Here is a 16,825-nt window from a genome sequence, read left to right as displayed (position 1 = left end):
GGTTCAAGAGTGGTACGCCCTGGGTGTGGATGACGGCGGGTGGCGTGGCCATCGCCGTGATCATGACCATCGGCCTGCTCGCCGTGATCGCCACCCGTGGTCTCGGCCACTTCTGGCCGGCCGACGTGATCGAGTCCGACTACCAGGTGCCTGGCGAGGCGCCGCATGTCTTCGCCGGTGAGCTGGTGCAGAAGGAAGAGGTGCCCCGTGCGCGCCTGGCGGCCGCTGGTCTGCCGGTGGATGTGAAGGGCGGCGAGTTTATGACCCGTGAGTTGCTCAAGGTGGGTAACCGCGAGCTGTTCGGCGCGGACTTCCACTGGGTGGTCGGCGAATGGATGAGCAATCCGCGCACGCCGGTCAACCTGATGGTCATGGAGCGCCGCGAGTGGGGCAACTTCTATGGCTACCTGGTCAACGTCAAGCAGGACGGGCAGGTGGTTGCCGAGGGCGATACCGCCTGGGGCGAACTGCAACAGCGCATCGCCCGTATCGATGACCTGCATGCGCAGATCAAGGCCCTACAGAAGCGTGACATCGGCCGCATCAACCACGGCCTCGAGCGCCTGCGCCTGGAAACCCGCAAGCACGAGCTGAAGAACAACCTGGATGCCGCCACCCAGGCCGATATCGACGCTCGACGTGCCGAATGGGACGCCGAGTACAAGGTCCTGGAAAAGGAACTGACGGCGCTCAACACCGCCTTCAACCGTGACAGCGTGACCGTACGCACGGTCGACGGTCGCGAGGCGGAGATCAGCCTGGGCAAGGTGGTCCGCGCGTTCCAGCCGAACGCCATGGGCACCTTCGACAAGCTCGGTTTCTACTTCGCCAAGCTGTGGGAATTCGTCAGCGACGAGCCGCGTGAGGCCAACACCGAGGGCGGTATCTTCCCGGCCATCTTCGGTACCGTGATGATGACCCTGATCATGGCGGTGATCGTCACCCCGTTCGGCGTACTGGCGGCCATCTACCTGCGCGAGTACGCCAGGCAGGGTCCGCTGACCCGGCTGATCCGCATCGCGGTGAACAACCTGGCCGGCGTTCCCGCGATCGTCTACGGTGTATTCGGCCTGGGCTTCTTTGTCTACGTGCTGGGTGGCTCGCTCGACCGGCTGTTCTTCGCCGAGGCGGCGCCAGCGCCGACCTTCGGCACGCCGGGGCTGTTGTGGGCCTCGCTGACCCTGGCGATCCTCGCCGTACCGGTGGTGATCGTCGCCACCGAGGAAGGCCTGGCGCGCATCCCGCGCTCCCTGCGTGAAGGTTCGCTGGCCCTCGGTGCGACCAAGGCCGAGACCCTGTGGAAAGTGGTGCTGCCGATGGCCAGCCCGGCGATGATGACCGGCCTGATTCTCGCCGTGGCCCGCGCCGCTGGTGAAGTGGCGCCGCTGATGCTGGTGGGCGTGGTCAAGCTGGCGCCGGCGCTGCCGGTGGACGGCAACTACCCGTACCTGCACCTGGACCAGAAGATCATGCACCTGGGCTTCCACATCTACGACGTCGGCTTCCAGAGCCCCAACGTCGAGGCGGCGCGCCCGCTGGTGTACGCCACCGCGTTGCTGCTGGTGCTGGTCATTGCCTTGCTGAACCTGTCGGCCGTGTTCATCCGCAACCACCTGCGCGAGAAGTACAAGGCGCTGGATCATTGATTACCTGCGTCGCCGCGGCATGGGCCGCGGCGGCTTGAACGAATTGTCAGCGTAGGGAGTACCCCATGCAGCACGAAACACACACTCACGGCATCAACATCGCCGCCCTTGGCCGCGAGAAGCAGGGCCTCAACCTGGCGCAGGAAACCGTGGCCCTGGAAGTGCCCGGTCTCAACCTGTTCTACGGCGAGAAACAGGCGCTGTACGACGTCAAGATGAACATCCCCAAGCAGCGCGTGACGGCCTTCATCGGCCCGTCCGGTTGCGGCAAGTCGACCCTGCTGCGCACCTTCAACCGGATGAACGACCTGGTCGACGGCTGTCGCGTGGAAGGCGAGATCAACCTCGACGGCCACAACATCTACAGCAAGGGCGAAGACGTCGCCGAGCTGCGCCGTCGCGTCGGCATGGTGTTCCAGAAGCCCAACCCGTTTCCCAAGAGCATCTACGAGAACGTGGTCTACGGCTTGCGCATCCAGGGCATCAACCAGAAGCGCGTGCTCGATGAAGCGGTGGAGTGGGGCCTGAAAAGCGCGGCGCTGTGGGATGAGGTCAAGGACCGCCTGCACGATTCCGCCCTAGGCCTGTCCGGTGGTCAGCAGCAGCGTCTGGTGATTGCCCGTACCGTGGCCGTGCAGCCGGAAGTGCTGCTGCTCGACGAACCGTGCTCGGCACTCGACCCGATCTCCACCCTCAAGGTCGAAGAGCTGATCTACGAGCTCAAGAGCAAGTACACCATCGTCATCGTGACCCACAACATGCAGCAGGCGGCGCGCGTCTCCGACTACACCGCATTCATGTACATGGGCAAACTGATCGAGTTCGGTGACACCGACACGCTGTTCACCAACCCGGCCAAGAAACAGACCGAGGACTACATCACCGGTCGCTACGGCTAGCCCCTGGCTATGTGAAATCGCGCTGGGCGTTGTCGGCGCCGCTTGCCGTACGAGTTGTACTGTCTGCGCGGCGCCTCCTAACCCAGCACGATTTCCCAAAGGCCAGGACGATTCAATCTCAAGAACCTACTTCGCTTCGCAAGGGCTCGACCATGATCAACAAAGACAGCCTCACCCATCACATTTCCCAGCAGTTCAACGCCGAGCTGGAGGACGTGCGCAGCCACCTCCTGGCGATGGGCGGCCTGGTCGAGAAGCAGGTCAATGATGCCGTCACCGCGCTGATCGAGGCCGACTCCGGCCTGGCCCAGCAGGTGCGCGAGGTCGACGACCAGATCAACCAGATGGAGCGCAACATCGACGAGGAGTGCCTGCGCATTCTCGCCCGCCGCCAGCCGGCTGCCTCCGACCTGCGCCTGATCATCAGCATCTCCAAGTCGGTGATCGACCTGGAGCGCATCGGCGATGAAGCCACCAAGATCGCCAAGCGCGCCATCCTGCTCAGCGAAGAAGGCGAAGCCCCGCGCGGTTACGTCGAGGTGCGCCACATTGGCGACCAGGTGCGCAAGATGGTCCAGGAGTCGCTGGATGCCTTCGCCCGCTTCGACCCGGAGTTGGCCCTGTCGGTCGCCCAGTACGACAAGACCATCGACCGCGAGTACAAGACGGCCCTGCGCGAGCTGGCCACCTACATGATGGAAGACCCACGCTCGATCACCCGCGTGCTCAACATCATCTGGGCCCTGCGTTCGCTGGAGCGCATTGGCGACCACGCGCGCAACATCGCCGAACTGGTGATCTACCTGGTGCGCGGTACCGATGTCCGTCACATGGGCCTGGCGCGTATGAAAGAAGAAGTCGAAGGCGGCAAAAGCCAGTAACGCTGCCGTTTCGGGCCGCTGACAATGCCCGGCGAGCGCGCGCCAATCGAGGACGCGCGCTCGCGGTGATTGCCGGTTGGCCTTTGGCCATCAGGCAAGGCTATGCTTATCGCCATTCGTGCAGGAGCGGTCGATGAGCAAAGTCAGCGTGCTGGTGGTGGATGACGCAACCTTTATCCGGGATCTGGTGAAAAAGGGGCTGCGTGATCACTTCCCCGGTATCCATATCGAAGAAGCGATCAACGGGCGCAAGGCCCAGCAGATGCTGGCGCGCCATCCGGTCGACCTGATCCTCTGCGATTGGGAAATGCCCGAGCTCTCCGGCCTGGAGCTGCTGAGCTGGTGCCGCGAGCAGGACGCCCTGAAAACCACGCCCTTCATCATGGTCACCAGCCGTGGCGACAAGGAAAATGTGGTCCAGGCCATCCAGGCTGGCGTTTCCGACTATATCGGCAAGCCCTTCTCAAACGACCAGCTGGTGACCAAGGTCAAGAAGGCCCTGCAGCGTGCCGGCCTGCTGGAAAAACTGACCGCCAGCGCACCCCTGAAGATGCTCAGCAGCGGTGCCTTCGCCAACGATTCGCTGGCCGCGCTGACGGGCGGCAAGGCCGAGGTGGTCAAGAGCAACGCTCCCACTGCGCCACGCCCGGCACCCGCTCCCGCCGTTCCTACGCCAGCAGCCACGCCAGCGGCCAACCCTGCCAGCGGCCGTGGCCAGGGCCAACTGCGCTTGCCCAATGGCAACATGGCCTGCGTGATCAAGGCGCTGAGCCTCAAGGAAGCGCTGCTGGTGGTCAAGCGTACCGAGCACCTGCCGCAGGTGCTGGAAAGCGCCGTGCTCGACCTGGAGCAGGGTGAGGCGGCGGAAACCGCTCGCCTCAACGGCTACCTGCATGCCGTCGCCGCCTTCGAGCCGAAACCCGACAGCGACTGGTTGCAACTGACCTTCCGTTTTGTCGACCGCGACCCACAGAAGCTCGACTACCTCTCCCGCCTGATCGCCCGTGGCACCACGCAGAAGCATTTCGTGCCGGGGGCTTGAGCCTGCTATCAAGCCATTCGTGACAGGAGTGCAGCCGTTGCGCCCGTTTACCTATGTCGTTCTCGCCGTTGTGGGGTTCCTGGCGGTGACCTTTTCGATCACCGTGGTTCAGAGCCCCTACAAGGCTGAAACTCTTTTGGCATCGGCCTACGAGGAAGGCCTTGTGGTCAATGTCGACACCGCAAAGGCCGCACAGTGGTATCAGCGCGCAGCTGAGCGTGGCGATCAGGCAGCTCAGTACAAACTGGGGCTAATGCAGTATTACGGACGTGGCCTTGAAGAGGATCGTCCGGATGCCCTCCTCTGGATGGCCCGCTCTGCCGAGGAGGGATACGCGGCGGCCCAGTATTTCCTCGGCCTTTCCGCTGATGCAGGTCTGGATGAGCCCCATGATCCTGTGCGAGCCGCATCTTGGTATGCCCGTGCCGCCGAGCAGGGGCACAGTGAGGCGCAACAAAAGTTGGCCTCGTTCTATTGGTCCGGTTTGGGTGTCGAGCAAAGTGATCAGTTGGCCTTCAATTGGGCGAGCAAGGCCGCTGCGCAGGACAATGCCGAAGCATTTGTGTTGTTGGCCAAACTCTATTTCTCAGGACGTGCCGGTGCGGTCGATTCGAAGCATGCCGTAGAGCTGCTTGCCCGGGCGGCGGAACTGGGTAATAGGCAGGCTGAGGAAATGCTTGGCGCCGCAGCACTTGAAGGTCGCGGTATGCCCAAGGACGTTAAGGTCGCCATTGATTGGTACTCACGTGCTGCCAAGCATGGCGCGCCCATCGCGCAATACATGTTGGCCACGCTCTACAGTGGGGATGAGTCAGCGGTTGATGAGGGGCGTGTCAGTCACTGGTTGTTGCAGGCAGCCATTCAGGGACATGCAATCGCGCAGGTGACTCTGGCTGCTCGCCTGGATAATGGTCAGGGCATTGCCCGCAGCAAGGTCAAGGCTTGCGCGTTGCTACGGGCTGCACTCAAGAAACCGCTTCCTGATGAGGTTGTACCGTTACTGCGGGAACAGCTTGGGCAAGAAGAGGCGACATTGACGCCTCAGGAGCTCGTAGATGTAACCCGACTGGAAGAGCTGTACGCAACGGGTGCAGGTATCGGCCAGTTGCAAGAGGATCTACTCAGGCTCTAACCATCTATCACAGATGACCTTAATCCTCCTCTGCTGGAAAGAGGCAGAGGAGGGGCCATACGCTGTGAGACTCAGTGCATCCCGGTCGGCGGACGCTTGATGGTCTTGAGCAGGTCGTCCGGGGTGATGTAACCGACCATGCTGGCCTGGCTACCCGGTTGTGGCTGGTTGAAGATGTGGCCCTTCATCTTGCCGATGATGTGCATCTCGCAGGGCTTGCAGTCGAACTTGAGGGTCAGCACTTCGTCCTGGTGGATCAGCTGCATCGGCGCGACCTTGGTGCGTACGCCGGTCACACCCTTGGCCTGCTTGGGGCACAGGTTGAAGGAGAAGCGCAGGCAGTGCTTGGTGATCATCACCGGGACTTCGCCGGCTTCCTCGTGGGCCTCGTAGGCGGCGTCGATCAATTGCACACCGTAGCGGTGGTAGAACGCACGGGCCTTCTCGTTGTAGACGTTGGCGAGGAAGGTCAGGTGCGCTTCCGGGTACACCGGCGCCGGCTCGCTGACGGCCTTGCGCGCGCCACGTGGGTGAGCCGCCACACGGGCAGTGGTCAGCGCGTCGATGGCTTCGCGGCGCAGGGCCTTGAGCTGCGAGTTGGGCACGAAGAACGCCTGCGGTGCATCGAGGGCAACGCCTTGAGCGTGGTAGCAGGTGGTGCCGAGCTGGGTGAGCAGGTCACGCAGTCCGTCCAGTGCCTGTTCCGGTTTGTTGGCGGCGCCGAAAGGGCCGTCCAGGCTGACGCTTACGCTGACGCCTTCCTCGCTGCGGGCTTGCAGGGTCAGGCCGCTCTCGCGCAGCACGGCCTTCCATTCGACACCGATACGGCGCTCGGCGCTGGTTTTCTGCAGCGCCTGTTGCCAGTTGTGGTCGAGGTTGCGCGACAGCGGATGGCTGGGGCGCAGGCGGTGCAGGCCCTCGGGCATCTCGTTGGGCTCGACGCGGTAGCGCCAGCGCTTTTCGCCATCTTCCTCGAACTCAGCCTTGAGTTCGGCGATGTTGGCGCGAAAACCCACGACTTCACGTTTGACCAGCACATTAAGGCCGTCGCCGTTGGACAGCGGCTCGTGGGTGACGGCGATCAGGTCACGCTTGTTGACCTTCTCCACCTGGCCGACCAGCAGGCCGGTGAAGGTCGGCGAGTCGAAGGCGCCAATGTCCACCTTGCGGTCGGTGACGAAGTAGTCGGTGCTGCCGCGGTGGAAGGTCTTGTCCGGGTCGGGCAGGAAGAAGTGAGCGGTGCGGCCGCTGGACGCACGGGCCAGGTCCGGGCGATCCGCGAGGATGTCGTCGAGCTGCTGCCGGTAGAACGCCGTGATGTTCTTCACGTAGCTCATGTCCTTGTAGCGTCCTTCGATCTTGAACGAGCGCACGCCGGCATCGACCAGGGCGCGCAGGTTGGCGCTCTGGTTGTTGTCCTTCATCGACAGCAGGTGCTTGTCGAAGGCCACCACGCGGCCCTGGTCGTCCTTGAGGGTGTAGGGCAGGCGGCAGGCTTGCGAGCAGTCACCGCGGTTGGCGCTGCGCCCGGTTTGCGCGTGTGAGATGTTGCACTGACCGGAGAAGGCCACGCACAGCGCGCCATGGATGAAGAACTCGATGGTCGAGTCGACGCTGCTGCTGATGGTGCGGATTTCCTGCAGGTTCAGCTCACGCGCCAGGACCAGTTGGGAGAAACCGGCCTGGGAGAGGAAGCGGGCCTTGTCCAGGGTACGGATGTCGGTTTGCGTGCTGGCATGCAGCTCGATGGGCGGAATGTCCATTTCCAGTACGCCCATGTCCTGAATGATCAGTGCGTCGACGCCGGCCTCGTACAGTTGCCAGATCAGTTGCCGGGCCGGCTCCAGCTCGTCGTCATGCAGGATGGTGTTGATGGTGACGAAGATGCGCGCATGGAACAGACGGGCGAACTCCACCAGCTCGGCGATATCCGCCACGCTGTTGCTGGCATTGTGTCGCGCGCCGAAGCTGGGGCCGCCGATGTAGATGGCATCGGCGCCATGCAGGATGGCTTCCTTGGCGATGGCGATATCGCGCGCAGGGCTGAGCAGTTCGAGGTGGTGCTTGGGCAAGGACATGGCTGAATTCTGGTTATGAGCAGGATAGGCACGGGCAGCCGTGTATCTTAGCCGGAAAGCACGGCCCTCGCTCGGGTGGGCGACGTGGGGCGCTCTTGCGCGGAGCGTGGGGGTAAGCCAGTGCGCGCAGAAATGACAAAAGGCGCCAATGGCGCCTTTTGCGTTAGAACCTGTTCACGATCTTCTGGATTAGAGCCAGACAAGACAAAAACGCCCGAGGAAGCGCAGTTTACGAGTGGTAAATGAGCATTCCGAGGGCGTTTTTAACGCCGTATGGCCGCGAGCCAGGAGATCGTGAACAGGTTCTTAGGGAAGGCCGCAGCGGCTTGTGGCTGCTACGGCCAACTGGGCGTGCAGGGCAGCGGTTAGCTCGCCAGCATGCGCCCGGTTTCCTCCAGATTGATGTGCCATTGCATCGCTTCGCGCAGGATGTGCGGGGTGTGGCCGCCACGGGCGCAGGCGCGTTCGAAGTAGTCGTTGAGTGCGCCGCGAAAGTCCGGGTGCACGCAGTTGTCGATGATCGCCCGCGCCCGCTCGCGTGGTGCCAGGCCGCGCAGGTCGGCCAGGCCCTGTTCGGTGACCAGGATATCGACATCATGCTCGGTGTGGTCGACGTGGCTGACCATCGGCACCACGCTGGAAATCGCGCCGCCCTTGGCGATCGACTTGGTGACAAAGATCGCCAGGTGGGCGTTGCGCGCGAAGTCGCCGCTGCCGCCGATGCCGTTCATCATTTTCGTGCCGCCAACATGGGTCGAGTTGACGTTGCCATAGAGGTCGAACTCCAGGGCGGTGTTGATGCCGATGATGCCCAGGCGGCGGACGATTTCCGGGTGGTTGGAAATCTCCTGCGGGCGCAGCACCAGCTTGTCCTTGTAGTGCTCGAGGTTACCGAACACGCGTTCGTTGCAGCGTGCCGACAGGGTGATCGAGCAGCCCGAGGCGAAGCGCATCTTGCCGGCGTCGATCAGCTCGAAGGTCGAGTCCTGCAGCACCTCGGAGTACATCACCAGGTCTTCGAACGGCGACTCGATCAGGCCGCACATCACCGCGTTGGCGATGGAGCCGATGCCGGCCTGCAGCGGGCCGAGGTTCTTCGGCAGGCGCTTGGCTTCGACTTCCTTCTCGAAGAAGGCGATCAGGTGGTCGGCGATGCCCTGGGTCTCGGCGTCCGGCGGGGTGACGGTGGAGTAGGAGTCGGCCTGGTCGGTGATGACGATGGCGACGATCTTCTCCGGCGGGATCGGGATGGCGCCGCTGCCGATGCGCTGGTCGGCCTGGACCAGCGGGATCGGTGTGCGGGTCGGCCGGTAGGTGGGGATGTAGATGTCGTGCAGGCCTTCCAGGTTCGGGTTGTGCGCCAGGTTGATCTCGACGATCACCTTCTCGGCGAAGATCGCGAAACTGGCCGAGTTGCCCACCGAGGTGGTCGGCACGATATGCCCCTGCTCGGTGATGGCCACCGCTTCGATCACCGCGATGTCGGGCTTTTTCAGTTGCAGGTTGCGGATCTGCTCGACGGTGTCGGACAGGTGCTGGTCGATGAACATCACCGAACCGTCGTTGATCGCCTTGCGCAGGGTGCTGTCGACCTGGAACGGCATACGTCGCGCCAGCACGCCGGCCTCGGTGAGTTGCTTGTCGAGGTCGTTGCCCAGGCTGGCGCCGGTCATCAGGCTGATCTGCAGCGGCTGGACCTTGGCCCGCTCGGCCAGCGCACGCGGCACGGCCTTGGCTTCCCCGGCGCGGGTGAACCCGCTCATGCCGACGGTCATGCCGTCTTCGATCAGGGCGGCGGCATCGGCCGCACTCATAACCTTGTCCAGCAGTGCAGGCAGGCGCACGCGATCCTGGTACATGGGAGAAACCTCGGGGAATGGGGGAAAACGAAGGGCGCAAGTCTAGGCGGTGGCCCGTGATGCGCCTGTTCGACCAAAGTCGAATTGAGCGCTCTGCGTCGCACCTTTCGTCGGCAAATTGGGAGGGCGGGCGATTGTGCAACGCCGATTGCCGCACAGCGCGACGGATGGCGGCTCGCGCAGGCCGGGTCACGCTGCTAGTCTTTCCAGCCCGGATACCAAATAAACCATTAAATCCGAGACGTTATGCTAGGGCGTTCATTTCTTTTCTGCGTACTGGTGCTGGCTGCTGGCCAGGCCAGTGCGCTGACCATCTACAAGTACGTCGACAAGAACGGCGTGGTGACCTACAGCGATCAGGCTGTGGCCGGCGCGCAGGTGTTCGTCTTTCGCGACCGCATGGTCGAGCGCCTGGACAACCAGGTGAAGCTGGAAACCAAGAAGCATGATGCCGGCGAGACCCTGCTGGTGCGCAACGACCTGTATGCGCCGGTGGAAATCGAGCTGAGCCTGAGCAAGCTGGTCAATGCCAGCGGCGCACCGGAGCAGCCGATTCGCTGGGTGCTGCCGCCACGCAGCCATATTCGCCTGGCCACCCTGGCGCCCCAGGTGGCAGGCAAGCCGATGCGCTACAAACCCCGCCTGCGCTATGCCCTGGGCGACCCGCGCTTGTTGCCGAAGGTCTACCATTATCCGTTGCCCTGGCGCGGCGGCCCGTTCCGCCAGACCCAGGGCGCCAATGGCGAATACAGTCACTACACGCCCAAGGGCCGCTACGCCATCGACATCGCCATGCCCGAAGGCACGCCCATCGTGGCTGCCCGCGCGGGCATGGTGGTGAAGACCGAAAACCAGCAAAGCGGACGCGGCAACAACCCCTCCGGCAACTTCGTGCGCATCCTGCATGACGACGGCACCATGGGCGTCTACCTGCACCTGATGCGTGGCTCGGTGAGCGTGCGTGAAGGCCAGCATGTGTATGCCGGCGAGCACCTGGCCAATTCCGGCAACACCGGCAACAGCACGGGCCCGCACCTGCACTTCGTGGTGCAGCGTAATGTCGGCCTGGCGCTCGAGTCGATCCCCTTCAACTTCGCCCAGCCCGTGGACAGCCTGCCCAATTTTGCGGTGGGTGGGGACTGAGAACCTGTCTCGGATCTGCTGCGCGTCGGCCAAACTGCGTTGTAAAGCAGCCTGGATCGCCAGCCCGGTCAGAATGCTCATTTACAGCCCGTAAACCCGAATGCGGGCTCAGTGCGTTCCTCAGCTTTTTCGCGGGGGCGCCTAGCCCTTGTTTTGCTCTAGCTCGCGAGATCCGAAACAAGTTCTGAGCGCTTCACGCGCCAGGTACCTGTCTGAGCAGGCCGGTTATTTCCCGATAAGCGTATAGTTGCGCCTGGCTGCTTTGGGGGTAACCGAGTGGCTGTGAGCCTTCGTTTGGGAAGGCATATCGCTCCAGACTCCGCTCAAACAGTGATGAAAGCAAAACGTGGATGCGTTCTGGTACTGCCTGTGCAGAACCAGAGCGTGGGTCTGTGGATTAAAGGTCTTGAGGAATAAATGAAGGCGCTCAAAATCGTTAATACGATCTCGATTTACATTCTTTATCTGGCTGCAGCGGTGTTCGTCGTGGGTGGCACGCTTACTGTCGCTTTCAGAACGGGGCATATGACGAATGTGCTGCTCGGCTCGCTGTTCATCGCACTGACCTCCATTCCCTTTACGTTAGCCAACCTGATTCAGGCATATCGGCGTGGCGTGATAAGCCTGAACTACATCGTATTCTCGGTGCTTATTTCCTGTTTCGTGGCCGGACTGGGCTGGTTCGTCATTCCGTTTTCTCTGCGGCGCGATATCGCCGAGATGATCCAGGCGCGGGAAGCGGCCGATGCTTCGGCCACGGAAATGACAGGTTGATACAGGGGCGTTTTTCAATGAAGGGATTGATCATCGCGTGCTGTCTGGCTGTCATCTCGGGTTGTGCCGCGCACGGCAAAACGGATCAGCAGATCTATCAGGAAGCCCTGGGAGCTGTGGCTGAACAGGCCGGGCGTGCGGATGTGGGCCTATCGGCCGTGGTCATCCAAAGCCACGGCATGGTCGCAGACGGCCTGACCGTAGCGGCCGGAGGAGGCCAGAACGCCGCGCAACTCCGGCAGGCGCTGCATCAGGTCCGGCAGGCCGGAGAGCCGGGTTTTCTGATCATGGGTGGCAATGGCGCGCTGGATGCTGCCGTCATGAAGGGCGCTTGCACGGGGCAGGACTTCAGCGGCCTGACGATCGTCTTCGCTGGCAAGCCCGAGCAGCACTCGACCATCCAGGACATTGTCCAGAAAACCCAGGCGGATTTTCGTTTCATCAGCCGCCAATAAGGGCGGTCGGAATCGAAAATAGCAGTCAGCTGCTGGTGCATGTTCACAAGCAACTGAGGCGCAGCAGCGGCTCGGATTTGCCCGTGCGAGTGTCAGACCCGGCTGGCCAGGCGGTATTGCTCTGGGGTCGTTCCCGCTTCGCGGCGGAACATGGCGATAAAGGCCGAGGCGCTGCTGTAGCCGAGATCGAAGGCGATCTGTTGCACGCCCTGGCCAGCCTCCAGTGCCTCCAGCGCGGTAAGAAAACGCAGGCGCTGGCGCCATTCACCGAAACTCATGCCCAGTTCGCGTTGGCAGCAGCGGGCCAGGGTGCGCTCGGTGCTGTGAACCTGATGGGCCCAGTCGGCGAGGGAGCGGCTGTCGCCGGGGTTTGCCTGCAACGCGTCGAGCAATCCGCCGAGCAGTTCGCTCTGGGCGAACGGCAGGTAGTCGTCGAGTCGTGGTGAGGCCTGGAGTTGGTCCAGTACCACCAGGGCCAGGCGCTGGTCGGCCTCACTCTCGGGGATGTTCACGCCGCGAGTGGCGAAGTCGGAGAGGATGGACTTGAGGATATCGCTGATGGCCAGGGTGCAGGGTTTGTCCGGTAGCACAGCGGACAGCTCGGCGCTGACATAGAGCGAGCGGTAGACGATGGCTTCGCGGTTAAAGCAGCCATGCTCGATATTCGGCGGCATCCAGACTGCGTACTGCGGCGGTGAGAGAAATCGCTGGCCGCCGACCTCCAGTTGCATCACGCCATGGGAGGCGTAGTTGAGCTGGCCCCATGGATGGCGATGTGGCGCCGAATGGGTGCCGGCGCCAAATTCGTCGTAGCGAAAATACAGCGCTGCCGGCAGTCGCGGGTGGTCAGGCAGGGGGAGTGGCAGGGATTTGTTCGCGGGCATGTCCGAAAGGCGCAGTGAGTTGTCCGGAATCGAGTATAAGCGCCGTTTGCGACGGGCGGACAATGGCTCACTGGTTTTATCGAGTGCGCTGCCATGACGTATTTCTTCCCGCTCTTTGCCGTGGTCATCTGGTCGGGCAACACGGTGGTCAACAAACTCGCGGTCGGGTTGATCGCGCCGGCCGAGATCGGCTTCTTCCGCTGGCTGCTCGCCGGCGTGCTGCTCACGCCGTTTTTCCTGCGCCCGGTACTGGCCCGTCGCCGCGCGATACGCGCGCATGTCGGGCGCATCGTGGTGCTGGGCCTGTTGGGCATGGCGGTTTACCAGAGCCTGGCCTACTACGCCGCACCGCTGACCAGCGCGACCAACATGGGCATCATCCTCGCCCTGATGCCATTGATGTCGATGGGGTTGGCCAGCGTGCTGCTGGCTCAGCGGCTCACCGCTGGCGGTCTGCTCGGCTCGCTGTTGTCGCTGGTCGGGGTCATGCTGGTGATCGCCCAGGGCGACCTGCAGAGTCTGCTGCACCATGGCATCGGCCTGGGTGACGGCATGATGCTGTTGGCCACGTTGGCCTATGCGCTGTATGGCGTGCTGCTGAAGAAGTGGCAGATTCCCTTGCCGGCACTGCAGCTGCTGTACCTGCAGGTGTTGGTAGCGATCGTCGCCTTGTTGCCGCTGTACCTGCTCTCACCCCACCAGGGGTTGAACCCCGGTAACCTGCCGTTGGTGGCCTATGCCGGCCTGCTGGCCTCCATCGCCGCGCCGCTGGCGTGGATGCATGGCGTGCAGGTGATGGGGCCAAACCGCATGGCGTTGTTTTTCAACCTGCTGCCTATCTTCACGGCGGCCATTGCCGTGGTCTTGCTGGGGGAACGCTTGAGCATTCATCACTGGCTCGGTGGTGTGCTGACCCTGGCGGGTGTGTTCCTCGCCGAGCGCTGGCGGCCACGGGCGAGCACCAGCCCGGCTGGACGTTAACCCTATTCAACCCGCGCCGGGGCGGGCAGCGGGACTCAGTGTTCGCCTTCAGCCGCCGTGTCCGCAGTGGTCCTCTGGTAGGCCGCTGCGATGCACATGCCGGCGTCCGAGGGCAGGGTGGCGGCCATGACGCACTGGTAATCGGCGCGGTTGAGAACCTTCAGGCTGGTGCACTGGGCGAAGGCCATATCGCTGAGATCTTTGAAATCGTCGCGCTTGGATACGCTGTCGAGCGCGTCGAAGTTATCCCCGGATATGGCCAGCATGTAGAAGGCCTGCCGATCGGCAATGGAGCGGCACTCGCGCTCGGAGAGCGAGTCGGTCGCGTTGGTGCAGGCCGGCAGGCTGGAAAGGGCGAGGGCGATAAACAGCGTGCGCATGGTTCTGGTTTCCTGAAGCGGCCAATGCGGGCCTGCGTGGTTCGTTGTGGGCGCCCGGATTCTATCCTTCCAGGCGCTTTTGCACTGAGCGGGGCTTCCCGCTTTTCTCCTGCCTTCACCTTCCCCGGATCGTCATCAGCTCGGCTGCACCGAAATCAGGCGTGACGCCTGCCGCTGGTGCATCACCGGTGGGTGAAAGGGCGGCCAGCCCAGCGCCCGGCCTGGCTGATGTCGACCCAACACCTTGTATCGACTGGGCTTTATCAGCATCCACGTCGTCGCCTGCGTGGCCTGGCACCGGACTTGCTATGACCTCAGCAGACGGGATGAGTCAATGCGTCGGCCAAGCCGGTACGTCAGTGCTCATGACGCTTGGCACAGTGGAGTTTTACCAGAGGCGAACTAGGGTTCCGGTCCACGCGAGTGGATGCTGGTCCGAGAGTTTTCCGGCCCTAGGGAGCAGGGCTACACGGCGGGATAAAAGCCCGGGAGACGCGTTGTCATCCCGTGCCGTTTTTCCCCCATCGTGTAGGAGTGTTTGCCATGACCTCGTTGTCCTGTTTCAAGCTGCCTTCCTTGCGCAAGAGCCTGCTCGGGGCCTGCCTGGCCACCGCCACACTGGTTCTGCCGTTTTCCGCTCATGCCGTCGAGAAGCTCAAGCTCGGCACCGTGGTCTGGGCGGGCTATGCACCGTTCTATGTCGCCGACCAGCTGGACCTGTACAAGGCCCATGACCTGAAGGTGGAGCTGCAATTCTTCAATGACCCGGCGCTGATTCCCTCGGCGATGCTCGGCAGTGCACTGGATGGCGGCATGCTCACCTACGATCAGGTGGTCAGCAGCGCGGCCAAGGGGCTGAAGCACAAGGTGGTGATGCCCATCGATTTCTCCAACGGCGGTGATGCCATCGTCGCGGACAAGTCGATCACCTCGGTTGCCGATTTCAAAGGCAAGAAGATCGGCTTCAACCCGCTGTCTCCCTCCGATTTCCTGCTCGCCTATGCATTGAAGATCAATGGCCTGAGCGACAAGGACATCAGCCCGGTGAACATGACCCCCGAGGGTATTCCTGGCGCGATGGCGTCCGGCAGCCTGCCGGTGGGCGTGACCTATGAGCCCAACGTGTCGCAGATCCTCGGCATGCCGGGCGACAAGTTCCATGTGGTGTATTCGTCCAAGGATGCGCCGGGCCTGATCACCGACGTGCTGGTGTTCGACGAGAAGGTGATTGCCAAGAAACCCGCTGCGATCAAGGCCCTGATCCAGGGTTACCTCGATGGCCTGGCCTATATCCAGAGCCACCCGGACGAGTCGGCCAAGATCATTGCCAAGGTGCTCGGCGTCAGCCCCGAGGAAGCCAAGGAGCAGATGAGCGGCGTGTACAACATTCCGCTGGCCGAGATGGGCAAGAACTTCACGCCATCCGAAGCCACCTCGTCGTTCTTCGGCAGTGGTGCGGTCATCGCCAAGCTGCTCAAGGACAACGGCCAGATCGCGGTCATTCCTGACTTCGCCAGCACGTTCGACGCGCAATTCGTCGAGGCCCTGACCCAGTAAGCGGCGCTCACCCGCCAGGCCGCGCGGGAGGTGGATGGATATAGCGCCATCCATCCTCCGCAGCTCGCCACGCCCTATTCGGAGGAATCCATGTCTACTCAGCTTTATCGCTATGCCGACGGCCGTGTCGCCAACAGCCTGGCCATCGCCTACGCCCTCGGTGGCTTCGCCACCGGCCTGGGCCTGCTGTTCGTCGACAGCTGGCTGGTCAACATTGCCGGTACGCTGCTGCTTGGTCACGCGATGATTATCGCCGCCTACCTGATTCACGAGTTCGCTCACGGCACCATCTTCGCCAAACCCAAGCACAACGAATGGGGCGGTGAAGTGGCGAGCTGGCTGTGCGGCAGTTGCTACGCCGGCTTCCAGGATCTGCGGCGCAAACACATGCGGCATCACGTCGACCGTGCCGACGTGATCACCTTCGACACCAAGGCTTTCCTCAACCGCTGCCCGGGCTGGTTCCGCAAGCTGGTGTTGGCGGCCGAATGGGCCTATGTGCCAGCGGTCGAGCTGATCATGCATTACTACGTGATCCTGCTGCCGTTCATTACCGACAACCCCAAGCACCGCGCCAACCGGCGCAAGGTCGCCGTGACGCTGTTGATTCGTGGCGTGTTGTTCGCGCTGATGGCGGCGGTGTCGTTCAAGGCCGTGGTGCTGTACTTCATCGCCTGGTCGATCATGCTCACCGTGCTGCGTTTCACCGACGCCTACCAGCACACCTACGACGCCTTCGCGGTGCTCGAAGACGGCGGCAAGATCCCCGACGACAAGCAGCGCGACCGCACCTACGAGCAGATGAACACCTTCAGCAACGTGGTCTCCGTGCGCTGGCCGGTGCTCGATCTGCTGCTGCTCAACTTCGCTTACCACAACGCCCACCACGAGAAGCCGGTGGCGCCCTGGTACCGCCTGCGCAAGCTGCACCATGAGCTGTATGGCGATCAGTACGGCCAGGTGCTGCCGATGCACCTGCTGTTCAAGAGTTTCCACCAGCATCGCCTGCGCCGCGTGATCGATGACCACTACGGCGTGGTCGAGCCCGAGGGCGAGCGCCGTGCCGATGGCTTCTACGGGGCGGTTGGCGTGTCCTTTCTGACGGCGGTGTGAC

General features: G+C 62.8%; 15 protein-coding genes and 1 riboswitch. Of the genes, 11 read left to right on the top strand and 4 right to left on the bottom strand.

From position 1 onward, the window contains the following. Positions 1 to 29: 29 nt before the first annotated feature. The 5 genes from pstA (at position 30) to ACWPW0_RS22190 (ending at position 5,600) form a co-directional block, all read left to right on the top strand. A complete protein-coding gene (pstA, locus tag ACWPW0_RS22210; protein ID WP_447595754.1) occupies positions 30 to 1,646 on the top strand; it encodes a phosphate ABC transporter permease PstA in 1,617 nt (538 codons plus the stop codon). Positions 1,647 to 1,711: 65 nt separating this feature from the next. Next, the gene (gene pstB, locus ACWPW0_RS22205) at positions 1,712 to 2,545 is read left to right on the top strand and encodes a phosphate ABC transporter ATP-binding protein PstB (protein ID WP_447595157.1); all 834 of its coding nucleotides are present in this window, start codon (positions 1,712 to 1,714) and stop codon (positions 2,543 to 2,545) included. 152 nt (positions 2,546 to 2,697) lie between these two features. After that, positions 2,698 to 3,426: a phosphate signaling complex protein PhoU gene (gene phoU, locus ACWPW0_RS22200; protein ID WP_447595155.1), complete on the top strand. Its 729-nt coding sequence runs from the start codon at positions 2,698 to 2,700 to the stop codon at positions 3,424 to 3,426. 133 nt (positions 3,427 to 3,559) lie between these two features. After that, positions 3,560 to 4,468: a response regulator gene (locus ACWPW0_RS22195; RefSeq protein ID WP_454256575.1), complete on the top strand. Its 909-nt coding sequence runs from the start codon at positions 3,560 to 3,562 to the stop codon at positions 4,466 to 4,468. Positions 4,469 to 4,505: 37 nt separating this feature from the next. Further along, positions 4,506 to 5,600: a tetratricopeptide repeat protein gene (locus ACWPW0_RS22190; RefSeq protein ID WP_454256574.1), complete on the top strand. Its 1,095-nt coding sequence runs from the start codon at positions 4,506 to 4,508 to the stop codon at positions 5,598 to 5,600. A 71-nt stretch (positions 5,601 to 5,671) separates the two neighbouring features. On the opposite strand, the gene ACWPW0_RS22185 is transcribed toward ACWPW0_RS22190, so the two are convergent. Together ACWPW0_RS22185 and ACWPW0_RS22180 are read right to left on the bottom strand one after the other, a co-directional pair. Continuing rightward, positions 5,672 to 7,678 (bottom strand): peptidase U32 family protein, encoded by a 2,007-nt coding sequence (locus tag ACWPW0_RS22185; RefSeq protein ID WP_447595153.1) that lies wholly within the window; start codon positions 7,676 to 7,678, stop codon positions 5,672 to 5,674. A 365-nt stretch (positions 7,679 to 8,043) separates the two neighbouring features. After that, positions 8,044 to 9,537: an acetyl-CoA hydrolase/transferase family protein gene (locus tag ACWPW0_RS22180; RefSeq protein WP_454256573.1), complete on the bottom strand. Its 1,494-nt coding sequence runs from the start codon at positions 9,535 to 9,537 to the stop codon at positions 8,044 to 8,046. Positions 9,538 to 9,783: 246 nt separating this feature from the next. Between ACWPW0_RS22180 and ACWPW0_RS22175 the strand changes: the two genes are divergently transcribed. The 3 genes from ACWPW0_RS22175 to ACWPW0_RS22165 all read left to right on the top strand — a co-directional run bounded on the left by ACWPW0_RS22175 (position 9,784) and on the right by ACWPW0_RS22165 (position 11,909). Continuing rightward, entirely contained in the window at positions 9,784 to 10,680 is an 897-nt protein-coding gene (locus ACWPW0_RS22175) for a peptidoglycan DD-metalloendopeptidase family protein (protein WP_454256572.1), read from the top strand. Positions 10,681 to 11,097: 417 nt separating this feature from the next. After that, positions 11,098 to 11,454, top strand: coding sequence for a hypothetical protein (locus tag ACWPW0_RS22170; RefSeq protein ID WP_454256571.1), 357 nt, complete (start codon positions 11,098 to 11,100; stop codon positions 11,452 to 11,454). Positions 11,455 to 11,471: 17 nt separating this feature from the next. After that, positions 11,472 to 11,909, top strand: a complete 438-nt coding sequence (locus tag ACWPW0_RS22165) for a hypothetical protein (protein ID WP_454256570.1) — start codon at positions 11,472 to 11,474, stop codon at positions 11,907 to 11,909. A gap of 92 nt (positions 11,910 to 12,001) precedes the next feature. On the opposite strand, the gene ACWPW0_RS22160 is transcribed toward ACWPW0_RS22165, so the two are convergent. Continuing rightward, entirely contained in the window at positions 12,002 to 12,793 is a 792-nt protein-coding gene (locus ACWPW0_RS22160; RefSeq protein WP_454256569.1) for an AraC family transcriptional regulator, read from the bottom strand. Positions 12,794 to 12,886: 93 nt separating this feature from the next. Here ACWPW0_RS22160 and ACWPW0_RS22155 point away from each other — a divergent pair, with 93 nt between their 5' ends. Then, a complete protein-coding gene (locus ACWPW0_RS22155; RefSeq protein ID WP_454256568.1) occupies positions 12,887 to 13,774 on the top strand; it encodes a DMT family transporter in 888 nt (295 codons plus the stop codon). 35 nt (positions 13,775 to 13,809) lie between these two features. Here ACWPW0_RS22155 and ACWPW0_RS22150 read toward each other — a convergent pair whose 3' ends face one another. Beyond that, complete coding sequence (locus ACWPW0_RS22150) at positions 13,810 to 14,154, bottom strand: hypothetical protein (RefSeq protein WP_454256567.1); 345 nt, start codon at positions 14,152 to 14,154, stop codon at positions 13,810 to 13,812. A gap of 391 nt (positions 14,155 to 14,545) precedes the next feature. Further along, a riboswitch (guanidine-I (ykkC/yxkD leader) is annotated at positions 14,546 to 14,648 on the top strand. Between the two features lie 49 nt (positions 14,649 to 14,697). Here ACWPW0_RS22150 and ACWPW0_RS22145 point away from each other — a divergent pair. Both ACWPW0_RS22145 and ACWPW0_RS22140 read left to right on the top strand, forming a co-directional pair. Continuing rightward, entirely contained in the window at positions 14,698 to 15,711 is a 1,014-nt protein-coding gene (locus ACWPW0_RS22145; protein WP_454256566.1) for an ABC transporter substrate-binding protein, read from the top strand. 90 nt (positions 15,712 to 15,801) lie between these two features. Beyond that, on the top strand, positions 15,802 to 16,824 hold the full coding sequence (locus tag ACWPW0_RS22140; RefSeq protein ID WP_447595137.1) for a fatty acid desaturase family protein: 1,023 nt from the start codon (positions 15,802 to 15,804) through the stop codon (positions 16,822 to 16,824). Position 16,825 lies beyond the last annotated feature (1 nt).

The organism is Pseudomonas sp. Marseille-Q8238 (assembly GCF_965111915.1).
Note: the sequence above shows the minus strand (reverse complement) of the source record. Positions and strands in the feature narration are given on the sequence as shown.